The 15,430-nt window shown below is 42.2% G+C and carries 11 protein-coding genes; all 11 read right to left on the bottom strand.

The genetic code is table 11. From position 1 onward, the window contains the following. Positions 1 to 3: 3 nt before the first annotated feature. A complete protein-coding gene (locus AVJ20_RS03400; protein ID WP_111884144.1) occupies positions 4 to 888 on the bottom strand; it encodes a metal-dependent hydrolase in 885 nt (294 codons plus the stop codon). 240 nt (positions 889 to 1,128) lie between these two features. Then, positions 1,129 to 2,550, bottom strand: coding sequence for an FAD-dependent oxidoreductase (locus tag AVJ20_RS03395; protein ID WP_078189374.1), 1,422 nt, complete (start codon positions 2,548 to 2,550; stop codon positions 1,129 to 1,131). A gap of 69 nt (positions 2,551 to 2,619) precedes the next feature. Next, on the bottom strand, positions 2,620 to 7,095 hold the full coding sequence (gene gltB, locus AVJ20_RS03390; protein ID WP_111884200.1) for a glutamate synthase large subunit: 4,476 nt from the start codon (positions 7,093 to 7,095) through the stop codon (positions 2,620 to 2,622). A gap of 445 nt (positions 7,096 to 7,540) precedes the next feature. Continuing rightward, the gene (locus tag AVJ20_RS03385) at positions 7,541 to 8,317 is read right to left on the bottom strand and encodes a hypothetical protein (protein WP_228157147.1); all 777 of its coding nucleotides are present in this window, start codon (positions 8,315 to 8,317) and stop codon (positions 7,541 to 7,543) included. Between the two features lie 69 nt (positions 8,318 to 8,386). Beyond that, positions 8,387 to 9,469 carry a 3-dehydroquinate synthase gene (aroB, locus tag AVJ20_RS03380; protein ID WP_111884142.1) on the bottom strand — a complete coding sequence of 361 codons (1,083 nt, stop codon included), beginning with the start codon at positions 9,467 to 9,469 and terminating at the stop codon, positions 8,387 to 8,389. A gap of 14 nt (positions 9,470 to 9,483) precedes the next feature. Next, positions 9,484 to 10,029: a shikimate kinase AroK gene (aroK, locus tag AVJ20_RS03375; RefSeq protein WP_078189378.1), complete on the bottom strand. Its 546-nt coding sequence runs from the start codon at positions 10,027 to 10,029 to the stop codon at positions 9,484 to 9,486. A 36-nt stretch (positions 10,030 to 10,065) separates the two neighbouring features. Further along, a complete protein-coding gene (pilQ, locus tag AVJ20_RS03370) occupies positions 10,066 to 12,177 on the bottom strand; it encodes a type IV pilus secretin PilQ (protein ID WP_171319188.1) in 2,112 nt (703 codons plus the stop codon). Between the two features lie 61 nt (positions 12,178 to 12,238). Next, on the bottom strand, positions 12,239 to 12,766 hold the full coding sequence (locus tag AVJ20_RS03365) for a pilus assembly protein PilP (RefSeq protein WP_111884140.1): 528 nt from the start codon (positions 12,764 to 12,766) through the stop codon (positions 12,239 to 12,241). Continuing rightward, positions 12,766 to 13,539: a type 4a pilus biogenesis protein PilO gene (locus AVJ20_RS03360; RefSeq protein ID WP_111884139.1), complete on the bottom strand. Its 774-nt coding sequence runs from the start codon at positions 13,537 to 13,539 to the stop codon at positions 12,766 to 12,768. The genes AVJ20_RS03365 and AVJ20_RS03360 overlap by 1 nt, the downstream gene beginning before the upstream one ends. Continuing rightward, entirely contained in the window at positions 13,536 to 14,222 is a 687-nt protein-coding gene (locus AVJ20_RS03355; RefSeq protein WP_111884138.1) for a PilN domain-containing protein, read from the bottom strand. Before AVJ20_RS03355 ends, AVJ20_RS03360 begins: the two co-directional genes overlap by 4 nt. Beyond that, positions 14,222 to 15,280, bottom strand: a complete 1,059-nt coding sequence (locus AVJ20_RS03350; RefSeq protein ID WP_078189383.1) for a pilus assembly protein PilM — start codon at positions 15,278 to 15,280, stop codon at positions 14,222 to 14,224. The genes AVJ20_RS03355 and AVJ20_RS03350 overlap by 1 nt, the downstream gene beginning before the upstream one ends. Between the last annotated feature and the right edge of the window lie 150 nt (positions 15,281 to 15,430).

The raw sequence follows: 15,430 nt of genomic DNA, 5'->3' as shown, positions 1-15,430 counted from the left end.
GAACTAACTATACAATTGCGGTGTAATTTCAGTCTGAAAACTTTCCATTTGATATTCATCAGCAAGGCGTTCTTTCCAATATTTCACAAACTGACTGTAATCAATTTCACTCGGATGGAATTCTGCTTTGTAATATGACAAATATTCTGGCGTCAGTTGAATAAACATTTTTGCCAATAAATACGCGCCGAAAATATTTCCGCCCAGCTTTGGCAAACTTTTTTTCATATCCTGCATAAATAGCTTCGTTGCAGAATAAAACGTAAGACTTGCAAAACCTGTGGTCACACTGCGCATAATCATGCGACGTATTTTATCATCACCATACACATGCTGATATACATCAAATGCCACCGCACGATGCTCAATCTCTTCAATGGCATGCCACACCCAAAGTTTCACTGCATCATCATCTAAAGTACTCAGTACTTCAGGATGTCTTAAAATATAGCCGCCAAGCAAAGCAGTAAAATGCTCAAATGCACAGGTAATTGCCAACTGTATTTTGGGATGTAAGTTTTTTACATAGCTGTCTTTACGTGCTAGCCATGCTTGGAAACGATCTAAATTATAGGTTTCACTGCGCCAAGCATCATTAAATTCAGCATGAGCCTTGGAGTGCATCGCTTCTTGCCCAATAAATGCTGCGATCTCAGCTTGTAATTTTTCATCACTGACTTTATCGCGTACATTACGCACGCTATGCACAAAGAATTGCTCACCAATGGGAAAGGTCGATGACAATGCCGTCAACAAATGCGACATCACCGGTGAGTTGGCAAAATAATGCCTGCGAATCGCTTTAGGATTGAATTGTGCTCGACGTACCGTAATGCCAATGGCTTTAGGACGATTTAGATATGTTTTTTGTGTCGTCACTTGCGTCATGCTCGCTTCCTAAGATTTAGATCATGATCGCAGTATGTAATTCCTAAGCTCTTTCACACATGGCAAAATGTGCTAGCACACTTGCATAATTCACCATTCTAAAGCGCTGTCTGACAACTTTTCAGCGTATTTATCTGCAAAATCCATTTACGTGTCATTTGAGGTAAATTCCAAAAAATAAAAAACCCGCCGAAGCGAGTTTTTTGAATAAATCCAATGCAATCACTGGCATGTCATGACTTAAACATCTAAGTAGTCAAGAATACCTTCTGCAGCTTGGCGACCTTCCCAGATTGCGGTTACCACAAGATCAGATCCACGTACCATATCACCGCCGGCAAAAATTTTCGGATTCGATGTTTGGAACTTAAATTCTTGCTGTTCAGCAGCAATGACGCGGCCTGAACCATCCATACTGATGTTTGATGTTGTAAACCAATCTGCGGGGCTTGTACGGAAACCAAAGGCTAGCAATACTGCATCTGCTGGTAAAATTTCTTCTGAACCTGGAACTGGCTCAGGGCTACGACGACCGCGACTATCAGGTGCACCTAGCTGTGTAGTCACAACTTTAACACCCGTCACTTTGCCATTTTCACCTACAATTTCAATCGGCTGACGATTAAATTGGAAATCCACACCTTCTTCACGCGCATTTTTCACTTCACGACGTGAACCCGGCATGTTTTCTTCATCACGACGGTAGGCACAGACAACGGATTCGGCACCTTGACGGATCGAGGTACGGTTACAGTCCATCGCGGTATCACCACCACCGAGAACAATCACTTTTTTGCCTTCCATGCTGATGTATTCAGATGGATCTTTTTCCCAACCTTGCGTACGGTTGACATTGGCAATCAAGAAATCCAGTGCATCATGCACACCAACAAGGTCTTCACCCGCAAAACCACCCTTCATGTAAGTATAGGTTCCCATACCCATGAATACAGCGTCGTAATCAGCCAAAAGCTGATCAATGGTCACATCTGTACCAATTTCAGTATTTAGACGGAATTCAACGCCCATGCCAGAGAAAATCTCACGGCGACGTTTCATCACATCTTTTTCCATTTTGAATTCTGGAATACCAAATGTCAGCAAACCACCAATTTCAGGGCGTTTGTCGAATACAACTGGCTTCACACCATTACGTACAAGAATATCTGCACAGCCAAGGCCAGCAGGGCCTGCACCAATAATCGCAACTTTCTTGTCTGTCCACTTAACGTGTGACATATCTGGACGCCAGCCCAATGCAAATGCCGTATCGTTAATGTATTTTTCAGCATTACCAATGGTGACTGCACCAAAGCCGTCATTTAGCGTACACGCGCCTTCACATAAACGGTCTTGCGGGCACACACGACCACAAACTTCAGGCAAGGTGTTGGTTTGATGACACAATTCTGCCGCTTGGAAAATGCGACCTTCTGCAATCAGTTTTAACCAGTTTGGAATGTAGTTATGTACTGGACATTTCCATTCACAATACGGGTTACCGCAACCTAAGCAGCGGTGTGTTTGGTTTTTTGCAACTTCAGCTGTAAACGGTTTATAGATTTCCACAAATTCTGCTTTGCGGACAACTAGATCTTTTTTCTCTGGATCTTGGCGTGCTACATCCAGGAACTGAAAGTCATTATTTAGGCGCTCTGCCATGTCTCTCTCCGTGGGTAGGTGTAAGCATGTTTGCACTTACACCTGCCTATCAAATCTGCAGTAGTGGAATTATTGTGGATCAGCTTGAGTTGTTTTCAACAAAGTCTGCAAATTAGCAGCTTTTGGTTTCACAAGCCAGAATTTGCGGCTATAGAAGTCAAACTCGTTGCGGATCTTATACGCCCAAGCACTACCTGTTTCTTTAATATGTTCATCTAAGATACGGCACAAGAACTCTTTGTGTTCTTCCATCGATTCTGTAGAGATACGGTTCAATTCAATCAGTTCGTGGTTGTAATGGTCAACAAAGTCATTGTCCAGGTCGAGCACATAAGCGAAACCGCCTGTCATACCCGCACCAAAGTTATGACCCACTTTACCCAATACAGTCACGATACCACCCGTCATGTATTCACAGCAGTGGTCGCCTGCACCTTCAATCACGGCAAACGCACCTGAGTTACGTACAGCAAAACGCTCGCCTGCTGTACCTGCAGCAAACAATTTACCGCCTGTTGCACCATACAAACAGGTGTTACCAATAATCGCAGTATTTTGCGTTTGGAACGGTGAACCTTTCGGTGGGAAGATTGAGATACGACCGCCCGCCATACCTTTACCCACGTAGTCATTCGCATCGCCCTCTAGGCTGATGTGTAAACCACCTGCGTTCCAAACACCCAATGACTGACCTGCAGTCCCTGTTAATTTAACTTTAACAGGATGCGCTTCCATGCTGAGGTTGCCATAACGTTTTGCAATCTCACCCGAAATACGCGCGCCAATTGAACGGTCACAGTTACCAATAGTGAAACCGTATTCACCGCCTGTGCCTGCTTCAATCGCTGGCAGCATTTCAGCTACCATTTTCTCAGCCAATAAGCCTTTATCGAATGGTGCATTGCCTTGTACTTCACAGTACTGTGCTTTGCCTTCAGCCGCAGGATGCGATTGGAGCAATGCACTCAAATCAAGGTGTGCATGTTTTTCAGTTTCACCCGGAAGCATTTCCAGTAAATCTGTACGGCCAATCAAATCTTTCAGACTTGCAACGCCTAGCGCTGCCAGCCATTCACGCGTTTCTTCCGCAATAAAGTGGAAGAAGTTGATCAGCATTTCAGGCTCACCGATATAGTGTTCCTGACGTAAATGATCTTGCTGTGTTGCAACACCGGTCGCACAGTTGTTTAAATGGCAAATACGCAGGTATTTACAACCCAATGCGATCATCGGTGTAGAACCAAAACCGAAACTTTCAGCCCCAAGAATCGCTGCTTTCACAACATCTAGACCTGTTTTCAAGCCACCATCAGTTTGTACACGGACTTTGCCACGCAGGTCATTCACACGTAGCGCCTGATGCGCCTCAGATAGACCAAGCTCCCATGGAGAACCTGCATGGTGAATTGAAGAAAGTGGAGAAGCCGCTGTACCACCGTCATAACCAGAAATGGTAATGAAGTCTGCATATGCTTTTGCTACACCTGCCGCAATCGTACCAACACCCGGCTCAGAAACCAGCTTAACGGACACCATCGCCTGTGGGTTAACCTGTTTTAAATCGAAAATTAACTGTGATAAATCTTCGATTGAGTAGATGTCGTGATGCGGCGGCGGAGAAATTAATGTCACACCCGGTACTGAGTAACGTAAACGTGCAATTAAGCCATTCACTTTACCGCCCGGCAACTGACCACCTTCACCTGGTTTTGCACCTTGTGCCACTTTAATTTGAAGGACTTCTGCAGAAGTTAGATATGCAGGGGTCACACCAAAACGGCCAGATGCAATTTGTTTGATTTTCGAGTTACGAATAGTGCCGTAACGCGCTGGGTCTTCGCCGCCCTCACCTGAGTTCGAGCGACCACCAATAGTATTCATAGCGATTGCAATGGCTTCGTGTGCTTCAGGCGATAATGCGCCTAAAGACATCCCTGCCGAGTCAAAACGTGGCAGAATTTCTTCAACGGATTCAACTTGATCGAGTGCAATCGATTGATCTGTTTTCAGCTTGAATAAGTCACGAATCGTCGCGATTGGACGGTTATTCACTAGCTCTGCGTATTCTTTAAAGTCCGCATAATTACCAGAACGCACAGATTTATGCAGCGCATTGATCACGTCTGGGTTAAAGGCGTGATATTCCTTACCGAATACAAATTTCAGCATACCGCCTTGATCGATTGGCTTACGTGATTTCCACGCCAAATCTGCCAATTTTTTCAAGTCATTTTCTAGATCAGAGAATGTTGCACCTTTAATACGGCTCGGTACGCCAGTGAAGCATTTAGCAACCACTTCATCAGAAAGGCCGACCGCTTCAAACAACTGACCGCCACGGTAAGAGGCAACAGTAGAAATACCCATCTTAGAAAGGACTTTCAATAAGCCTTTCTCAATGCCTTTACGGAAGTTAGCTTGCGCATGAATTGGATCACCCAATAACTCACCTTTCGCGATCAAGTCATTGATCACGTCATAAGCCAAGTATGGATAGATCGCAGTCGCACCGAAACCAAGAATCACCGCAAACTGATGCGCATCACGCGCCAAACCAGTTTCGACAATGATGTTGGCATCTGTACGTAGACCTACATTGATTAAATAGTGGTGAACCGCGCCAGTTGCCATCAATGCATTTGCAGGTAAGAAACCTTGACGGATTTTCTTATCAGACAATACAAGTAATGTTTTTCCATCGCGAATCGCTTGTGCTGATTCTTCACAAATACGCGCGATAGCAGCTTCTAAGCCTTCATCTTCTGCATAGTTCAGGTCGATGTCTGCAATTTCATAACCTTTACGACCAAGGGTACGAATTTGATGCATTTTCGAATTTGACAATACAGGGCTTGAAATGATCAGACGATCTGCATGCTCTGGACCTTGTTCAAATACATTTTGTTCACGGCCGAGACATGTCTCTAACGACATTACGATCGATTCACGTAATGGATCGATTGGCGGATTCGTAACCTGAGCGAACTGCTGACGGAAGTAGTCAGACACATGGCGCACTTGACGAGACAATACTGCCATTGGCGTATCGTCACCCATTGAACCCACGGCTTCCTGACCGCTTTCAGCGATTGGGCGAAGCAATTGGTCACGCTCTTCAAATGTCACCATGAACATTTTTTGTGAAGCTTTCAGGTCATCGCCTTTCAAACCTTGTTCACATAAATATTCTTCCAGCTCTGGACTGCCTTGTACACGTACTGAGTTTTCACGTAACCACTGACGGTACGGACGCATACGTTTGAGGTGATTACTCACATCTTGAGTATCGAGCATTTTGCCAGTAAAGGTATCGATTACCAAAATTTGACCCGGACCGACACGACCTTTAGACACAACGTCTTCAGGTTCATAACCCCAAACACCAATTTCTGATGCCAAGGTGATGTAACCATTTTTGGTAATCACCCAACGTGCTGGACGTAAACCATTACGGTCAAGCATACAAATTGCATGACGACCATCTTGAATTACCAGACCTGCTGGACCATCCCAAGCTTCCATATGTTTCGAGTTGAATTCATAGAATGCACGTAAATCCGCATCTAAAGTTTCAACATTTTGCCAAGCTGGCGGAACCAACATGCGCAGCGCACGGAACAAGTCCATACCGCCGCCGACAAGGATTTCCAGCATATTGTCTAAGCTTGAAGAATCCGAACCTGTACGGTTTACGATTGGATTCAGCTCAGTTAAACCTGGCAATAATGGGTTTTCAAATTTTGGTGTACGCGCCATCGCCCAGTTACGGTTTGCGGTAATGGTGTTAATTTCACCATTGTGCGCCAAGTAACGGAACGGCTGTGCCAAAGGCCAACGAGGCAAGGTATTGGTTGAGAAACGCTGATGGAATACTACGATGTGTGACTTTAAACGCTCATCAGCAAGATCGGTATAGAAGTCAGCAATCGCTGCTGGCATCATCAAACCTTTATAGCTGATCACAGTTGAGCATAAAGTGGTTACATAGAAGTATGGGTCAGCAGTCAGCTGTTGTTCTGCACGACGGCGTGCCATCACTAACTTACGGTTGAATTCAACCTCTGAAACACCCATTGGGCAATTCACGATAATTTGTTCAAATGCAGGCAATGACTGCATCGCGATAGAACCCAACGCATCGTTATTGGTTGGCACAACACGCCAAGCGATGACTTTACAGCCTTCGTCTTCGATTTCTTTGGTTAAAATTTGTTTTGCATGTGCGGCTAATGCAGGGTCTAGATTTAGAAATACCGTACCCACAGCAAAGATTTCACTCAATGTAATGTCACTGAGTTTTTTCGCTTCTTCACGGAAAAATTCTTTTGGCATAGCAAGGAGTAGACCACAGCCGTCACCGGTTTTGCCATCTGCGGCAATACCACCACGGTGGGTCATACAACTTAAACTATGCATTGCGGTTTTGACGAGATCATGGCTTGCATCACCCTGCATATGGGCGATTAAACCGAAACCACAGTTATCTTTAAACTCATCCGGTTGGTATAAACCTTGAGCGGGAGCTACAGTATTAGGCGATGGCATGTGCATAGCGTACCCTTCTTTTCTTTACAGCTCTTTCGAGCACTTAACAAACTAATTTCTTGTTGCGATTCGTCTTAACTTACTCACATGAATTGTTCTGTCGAGCAAAATTATTTCTTATTCACACCCTTAAGATAAACCGAATTCATCTTAGATGCATGAATAAAAGTCAAATTTTCTGCTTTTGCAGTTCAGATCAGGGATAACGACTGGATTAATGACTTCGCACTTTTATCGAATCATTTTCGCGCCAAAACAGGGAGAAAAGTTCAATTTACGCACCAATTAAGCAATTTATATGCCAACTTGATGCATTTTCTCCTAAGATGGCTGATTACAAGCATTTTTTAGTTATAACAAATAATTCAAATTGTTCTTTTTTTATTTTATGCACTTTTTCTGTGCAGTTTAGACTTTTCCTAAGAGGTCTTGCGCTATTTTAGAACTAATTAAATGGATCGGTTACTTCTTGTTCTAGCGGTGCAGGTTTTGGACGTGGTGCATCTACACTACTTTGTGATTTTTGCACATCAATCACATTCCCTTCCGCATCACGACGAGTCACCGTAGTACTTGTCGTTGCATTAGTTGGTGTTGTTACCGTCGCTGCAGCCGCTGCTTTTCGTGCGGCGATTTGAGCTTCATCAATTTTCGGTAAAGGCACAGATTTTAATTTAACAGCATATAACTTTTGACTCGACGACATTTCTTCCGTGCCCAAATCATTCACATATGCTTGATATTGTTTAAATTCCACAACTTCAGGTTTGATTGATGCAGGCAAAGCAATGTTGAGGCTCGACATTGCAGCTTTGGCATCATTTTGCGACGAATATGGTCCAGTTAAAATGACGTATTGCTCAGGATGGTCTTCACCAGAAAGACGTAGATAAATAAATTTGTGACGCTCAGGCTGCTTGCGTAAGAAGCTTTTTAAAATATCTTCTTCAGAAACCCGAAATAATTCAACACCATAAAGCTTGGCAGAGTCATTAATAAATTTAGTGCCGCGAAATTCTGGCTCATGTTGAGCTGTAGCAACCACACGGGTTGTCATATCAAGTGGACGCACTTCTTCATTTAATGCACCAAGATGGGACATTGCTGCGACTTTCTCGGGCTGAATTTGCAAATCCACTTCGGTTTCAGCTTGTTTTTCAACTTCCACCAATTCTTTGGAATCTGTAATCGCCCAGAAAACCAATGCAGCGAACAGACACACAGCTCCACCCACCAACCATGCGTAGTGATGAACTTTTTGCCATTGAGACTGCGCGCTGCCATGATGTACCTACTCTGCCTGATTTGCCAAAATTGTCTGTTTCATTAACTCAACATCAAACTCTTTGGTGATGATGGCCTGACCTAATGATTTCAGTAAAATAAGTCGTAATTGCCCATTCAATACTTTTTTATCGTGGGACATATACGCCAAAAATTCTTCTAGCGGAATTTTAGGGCAAACTATCGGTAATTGTGCACGTAAAATGATTTTTTTTGTACGTTCTAAATCTTCAGCAGTGATCCAGCCCATACGATGGGACAAATCTGCAGCCATCACCATACCAGTTGCAACAGCTTCACCATGCAACCATTCACCATATCCTAAGTATGATTCAATCGCATGACCAAAGGTATGACCCAGGTTTAATAATGCACGTTCGCCTTGTTCTTTTTCGTCGTTGGCCACAATACGCGCTTTATGGGCACATGAACGATATACTGCTTCAGCCAACAAGGTTGCATCACCTGCAACCAATGCATCCATATGTTGTTCAAGCCAAGTCAAGAATTCAACATCACCCAACAACGCATATTTGATCACTTCGGCCAAACCTGCAGAAAGTTCACGCGCTGGCAAAGTTTTTAATTGCGCCATATCTGCAAGGACCACTTGGGGTTGCTGGAAGGCACCAATCATGTTTTTACCCAGTGGATGGTTAATCCCGGTTTTTCCACCAACACTTGAATCCACTTGAGAAAGTAAAGTCGTCGGCACTTGAATAAAATACACACCGCGTTGATAGCATGCAGAGGCAAAACCGGTCATATCTCCAATAACACCACCACCTAATGCCAAAACCGTACAATCGCGGTTAAAGCCTTCTTCAAGCAAGGCATCAAAAATTAAATTCAAATGGTCTAAATTTTTATACTTTTCACCATCAGGCAAAATACATGTCGCAACAGTTTTCCCTAATGCCTCAATTGCTTCTACATAATGTTTTAAATAGAGCGGGGCCACTGTGGTATTAGAAACAATCATTACTTGTTTACCCTGAATATAAGGCTCAAGTAAAGTTTGTGGATTAAGGTCACTCCCAATAAAAATAGGGTAGCGACGATCACCGAGTTCAACATGTAAGGTTTGCATGAATTTAACCTTTTCTAACGAGATATATTTTGTGAAACAATTAAATTAAAAATTTTTTGCGCAAGATCTCTCGCGGCACCTTGATTGGTTTCAATAATATAGTGCGCGACTTCACGATAAAGAGGATCACGGGCAGCCAATAAATCTCGTAGCTTTTGCTCTGGATTTTCCACTTGAAGAAGTGGGCGATTTTTGTCGCGGTAGGTTCGTTGTAACTGAATTTCCACCGGAGTATATAGATAAACAACAATACCACGTTGTTTTAAAAATTCACGATTTGGGGGCTGAGTCACAGCACCACCGCCAGTCGCCAAGACCAGTTGTTTCTTTGCAGTTAACTCATCAATGACATTCGTTTCACGACTTCTAAAGCCTTTTTCCCCTTCCTTTTCAAAAATCCAAGGAATGGTCGCACCTGTTTTACGTTCAATTTCATGATCACTGTCTAGAAATTCACGTCCTAACAATTCTGCTAAATGTCGCCCTACGGTTGTTTTTCCTGCCCCCATTGGCCCTACCAAATAGATATTTGGTAGGGTTTCAAACTCTTTGCTTGGCAAGGAGTCACCTATTTCTTTTGTTAAATTGAAAATATATTAATGATTTCTGGTAACACTGTCATTAACAATTCGCGGAGTAACAAAAATCAGCAACTCATTTTTTGCATCGCTTTTCATATCTTTACGGAATAAGCGACCTACATAAGGAATATCCCCCAAGAACGGTACTTTAGTTTGCTTACTTTGTGTTTCCTGATTAAAAATACCGCCGAGCACAACAGTTTCACCATTGTTGACTAAGACATCGGTATTAATTTCATTTTTATTCAGGATGATTTCACCATTTTGTGCATAACCTGCTGGTGAGTCGCTCTTGATATTCAGCTTCATTTGCACTTTACCATCTGGAGTAATGCTAGGCGTGACATCCAAACTTAATAAAGCTTCTTTAAACTCGGTAGAAGAAGTCGCATTTGAACCTGTACCCGTTGTGGTTTGATATGGAATTTCTTGTCCCGAAGCCACTTTCGCTTGTTGTTTATCCGCTGTCAGTACCTTTGGTGTAGAAATGACTTCACCATAACCATCCGCTTGTAAAGCAGAAAGCTCTAAATCCAACATAAAATCAGAAAGACTAATTAAGCCGAACGCAATTCGACTGGCACCTGCAGTAGTCACCCCTAAGTCCACGTTTAAGTTACTTGGACGTTGAATCGTATATTTCCCATCATCATCCGGTGTTTTTAAGTCCCAAAGCGTAGTATCACTACCACCCACCAATAAATGGTCATTTTGGTTAATCCCTTGAGACAAGAGACCCCATTTCACACCCATTTCTTTGGTAAAGTCGGTAGAAGCTTTTACAATACGTGCTTCGACCATGACCTGCTTGACTGATACATCAAGCAAATCCACCATCTTACGAATCTGATCAATGTTTTGCGCGGTATCATTAATAATCAGTGTATTTGTACGCGTATCTGCAGAAATCGTTCCGCGTGGACTTAACAAATTACCCCGATCATCATCAGCATTATTACTATTAGACGAACCACTGTTCCCTGCTGTTTTAGACTGGGTAATGAGTTTCTCAATATCTGCTGCTTTCGCATAGCTCAGCGTTAAATATTCAGTCTGTAATGGTGCCAACTTAATACTTTGGCGTAAGGCTTTCGCTTCTTCTTCTTCGGCTTTGATCAATTCAGAAACAGGTGCAATCCAAATCACATTACCATTACGACGCTTATCTAAATTTTTGGTTTTCAGTACGATATCTAAGGCCTGATCCCAAGGCACATCTTTCAAGCGAAGTGTAATATTCCCTTGCACCGTATCAGCAGCAACCATATTGATTTCAGTGAAATCAGCCAAAAGTTGTAGTACACGGCGCACTTCAATATCTTGGAAGTCTAAGGAAATCTTCTTGCCGGTATAATGGTTTGCGGCTTTAGGACGTAATGGATTTTTATCTTCCGGACGTTTTAAACTCACCGTTAATTTATTATCCGTTTGGTAAGCCATATATTCATAGCTACCCGTCGACTGAATGGTAATTACACCATTGCCGCCATCATTATGTGCATCAACCGTTGCAACAGGGGTTGCAAAATCATTGACATTTAAACGACGAGTCAAATGTGCAGGTACTTTATTACCTAAAGTACGGATCACCACTTTACTGCCTTGTTGTTGAACATCAACAGGTGTGTTTCCACCTAGTAAATCTACAACGACTTGACCCTCACCATTAGAACCACGATGGAAACCAATATTTGAGATACCCTGTTGCTGACGTTGTGCTGTAGGCTGAACAGAACTAGCAGCTTGTGCAGAATTAATTTTTAGAATGAAGGTATTACCTTCAACACGCGTGGTAAAAGCACCCGCATTGGCTAAATTTACTGTCAAGCGCGCACGTTGTGCATCTGAACTCACATCCACAGTGCTCGCTTCAGCCGTTGCAACAGGAATTGAACTTTGTTTTAAATTTTGCTGTGCTTTATCAAAGTCTAAAACCAGTCGTGATGGTTGATCGAGTTGATAAGCTTGTGGTTGCGGCGGTAAGCCATTAAACATCACGCGAATTTCAGTCCCTTGCCCTGGAATTTGCATTGGTACCACATTGGTTACACTCACCTGAGCATTGGCAACTTGCATCATCGCCATTGCAACAGCCCCCATCGAAAACTGACGAAACACATGATTCATTGTATTGCCATCCCCAAAAATAAAATCTTGTACACTATTCTTCATTTTTATTCCTTTAAGCTTAAGGTGCTGGTCCAATTAATATGAGACTTCTAGGACGCTCTACATATCCTTCTCGCCCATCCGGAATAATCTCAATCAAATCAATTTGAGTCGGGGTAATATTTACCACTCGACCATGATTGAGCCCCATATAACTTCCACGTTGAATACGCTCAACTTCACCATCAGGTGTCTGAATCAAGGCTAATATTTGCCCAGATTGGTTACGCATACTACCCTTCATATTCAGGGTTTCGAGTGCATAACTCTCCAAAGGTTGAGGCTGACGGCTCAAATTTGGATAAACACGCTTACCTGCCATGATTTTAAGCTCTGCCGCCAATGAGCTTGGCAAGAACGGACTTTTTAAAGAATGCGCTGCATAATTAAAAGTCTCGACAGGCACAAAATCTGGCGCAGGCTCAATCGCTAATGGCGCTTGATTGCGTATATTTGCCATCTCTTGATTGACCACATCAATACGTGATTCACAACCTGCTAAAAAGAAAACAGCAAGAGAAGCAAATGTAAACTTAGTTATTTTCATTACTTAGCCCCCTTACTTTTCTTTGAATTATTCATAGATTTATTTTTACTATCCTGAGTGCTTTTCCCATCGGCGCTATTTGCTTCAGCATTAGATGATTGCTCAGCATTCCCTTCATAACGATATGTTTTCGCAGAAATCACATAGTCAATTTTTGGAATATCTGAATTCTTTTCTTTATTTTCAGTTGCTGTAATTGTTAAATTATGCAAAGTCACAATCCGTGAAAGCCCTGCAATACCACTCACAAATGAACCAAAGGCATGGTAATCACCAGTTGCTTCAATATGAATTGGTTGTTCCGTAAAGAATTCTTGCTTCACTTCAGGCTCAAGACGAATAATTTTAAATTTCAATCCAGAATTCACACCAGTTAAGTTGATATCTTCAACCAAACCTGGAATTTCAGTTTCTTTCGGCAATTGTTCTAATTGTTGATTAAAACGTGCTTCCATATCCTGCAACTGCAATTGATATTGTTGCAAATTACGTAGTTTTGAATCTTTTTCACGAAACTCATTCAACAAATTTTGTTCTTGTGCATTGGCACTTGAAATAGCTTCAATCTTGCCTTTAATCGCCAAGAAATAGCCCAAAATTGCCACAAGGATAATGATAAAAATCCAGCAGGTAATTTTGACTGAAATTGGCCAACCACCATAGTTATTCGGATCTAGCGTATTGAACTGCTGTACAAACTTATCAAAGGTCATTTTCTTTTTCGGAATGACAACAGCATCTTGATTCAATTGCTCAAATTCATCACGACTCATTTTGCAACCTCCGGAGTTGGTGTTGCTGCAGTTTGTGCGTCAGATGTTTGCGCCGATGAAGCTGACTGTCCTGCATTTGCTGCTGGATCATTAATGGTCGGCTGCGCAATTTGCTCCAAATCAGCAGTCACAGTAAATGCACCATAAGATTCTTCTATACGAGGAACCACAGAAGTTGGCGCTTTGTCTTTTTTCTCTTCAGCCACAAGGAATGAGCTCATGAAGGCATTACGATACCAAGGTGACGCTTCCAAATTACGCAGTAAATCTGCAACAGTATTTGGACTTTCCGCACGCCCTTCGATCATAAATTTGTCGCCATTACGCTCAAATTTTGTGATGTACATATTGGCAGGTGTCACACGAACCAATTCATCTACAAGATGTACGGCGATTGGACGTTGACCTTGTAAGCCTTGAATCAACTTCATGCGTTCAATAATGGCATTACGCTGTTCTTGTAAACCATCCAAAGACTTTAATTGAACATCTAAATTTTGGTTATGACTGATAATCAATTGGTTCGCTTGTTCTTGATCTTTTAATTTGTGATCAAAGTACAACCATGTCAAACCAACCCCAATTACCCCAATTAAGAAAGCCCCAATACAAAGTGCAATAAATTCTTTTTTTCGTTTCTCTCTTAGCTCATCACGCCAAGGGAGCAAGTTAATTTTTGCCATTAATCAAAACTCCTCAATGCTAGACCGCATGCCACCATGAGTGATGAGGCATCATTTTCAATTTTTTTAATATCAATTTGAGGTGAAAAACCCATTTGTAAGAATGGATTGGCAATCGTGACGCGGTAACCCAATTTTTGTTGAAGTAGTTTTGCAAGCCCCGGAATATTGGCATTCCCCCCTGCCAATAAAATATGGTCAATTTCGTTGAACTGTGAAGATGAGAAGAAGAACTGTAAAGAACGCGCTGCTTGTTGAACGACTGCTTCTAAGAAGGGTTCTAAGACTTCAACATCATAATCATCTGGCAAGGCACGTGTTTTTTTCGCACGACCCGCTTCTTCGAAAGACAATGCATAGCGATTTTGAATTTCCTGTGTCAACTGCTTGCCACCAAACACTTGCTCACGGGTATAAATCACTTTGTTATTCTGCATAACAGATAAGGTCGTCATACTATGACCAATATCTAAAATACCCACGGTATTTACACCCATTGGCAAAGTATCTGAGAAAACTTTAAATGCATTTTCAATTGCAAAGCTTTCTACATCGCCAATTTTTGGTGTCAGACCAGCAAGCTGAATGACTTCTGCACGTGCTTCAACATTTTCAATACGCGTAGCGACAAGTAGAACATTGACACGATTTGGATTAGATAGACGATCCGGCAAGACCTCAAAATCAAGGCTCGCTTCATCAAGTGGGAACGGAATATATTGCTCAGCATCATCACGAATCTGAATTTCACGTTCGTCATCGTTCATATCTGCGTCCATTTCGATGATTTTGGTAATCACCATCGATGTTGGAACCGCTAAAGCTGCATTAGTGGTCTGTGTATTGGCCAAATTAATTGCGCGCTCTAAACAGTCACCGACAGCTTCCGGATTCAATATGTTCTTTTCAACAACACTTCCTTCTGGTAATGGGACCAAAGCATAGCTTTCTACCCAATACCGTCCACTTTTTACAGAAAGTTCCAAAACCTTAACAGAAGTCGAACTAATATCTACTCCTATTAACCCCTTATTTGGCTTACGATATAACCTGAGCACAATATAATTCCTATTATTTTTTTATCCCCAAAAAAATTAACCCACTAATTAGCATTGGTCTATAATTTTATACAGATACAATAACTCATCTAACAATCCGTATATCGAAAGGATATACTGACCACCAATTAGTTTGCCATTAGCTCTTAT

The organism is Acinetobacter sp. CFCC 11171 (assembly GCF_003268405.1).
GTDB lineage: Bacteria > Pseudomonadota > Gammaproteobacteria > Pseudomonadales > Moraxellaceae > Acinetobacter > Acinetobacter amyesii.
This window is presented reverse-complemented; position numbering and strand designations above follow the sequence as displayed.

Excerpts from the sequence above, each read along its gene's own strand:
- AVJ20_RS03400 (WP_111884144.1), bottom strand. The coding sequence starts at position 888 with ATGACGCAAGTGACGACACAAAAAACATATCTAAATCGTCCTAAAGCC.
- AVJ20_RS03395 (WP_078189374.1), bottom strand. The coding sequence starts at position 2,550 with ATGGCAGAGCGCCTAAATAATGACTTTCAGTTCCTGGATGTAGCACGC.
- gltB (WP_111884200.1), bottom strand. The coding sequence starts at position 7,095 with ATGCCATCGCCTAATACTGTAGCTCCCGCTCAAGGTTTATACCAACCG.
- aroB (WP_111884142.1), bottom strand. The coding sequence starts at position 9,469 with ATGCAAACCTTACATGTTGAACTCGGTGATCGTCGCTACCCTATTTTT.
- pilQ (WP_171319188.1), bottom strand. The coding sequence starts at position 12,177 with ATGAATCATGTGTTTCGTCAGTTTTCGATGGGGGCTGTTGCAATGGCG.
- AVJ20_RS03365 (WP_111884140.1), bottom strand. The coding sequence starts at position 12,766 with ATGAAAATAACTAAGTTTACATTTGCTTCTCTTGCTGTTTTCTTTTTA.
- AVJ20_RS03360 (WP_111884139.1), bottom strand. The coding sequence starts at position 13,539 with ATGAGTCGTGATGAATTTGAGCAATTGAATCAAGATGCTGTTGTCATT.
- AVJ20_RS03355 (WP_111884138.1), bottom strand. The coding sequence starts at position 14,222 with ATGGCAAAAATTAACTTGCTCCCTTGGCGTGATGAGCTAAGAGAGAAA.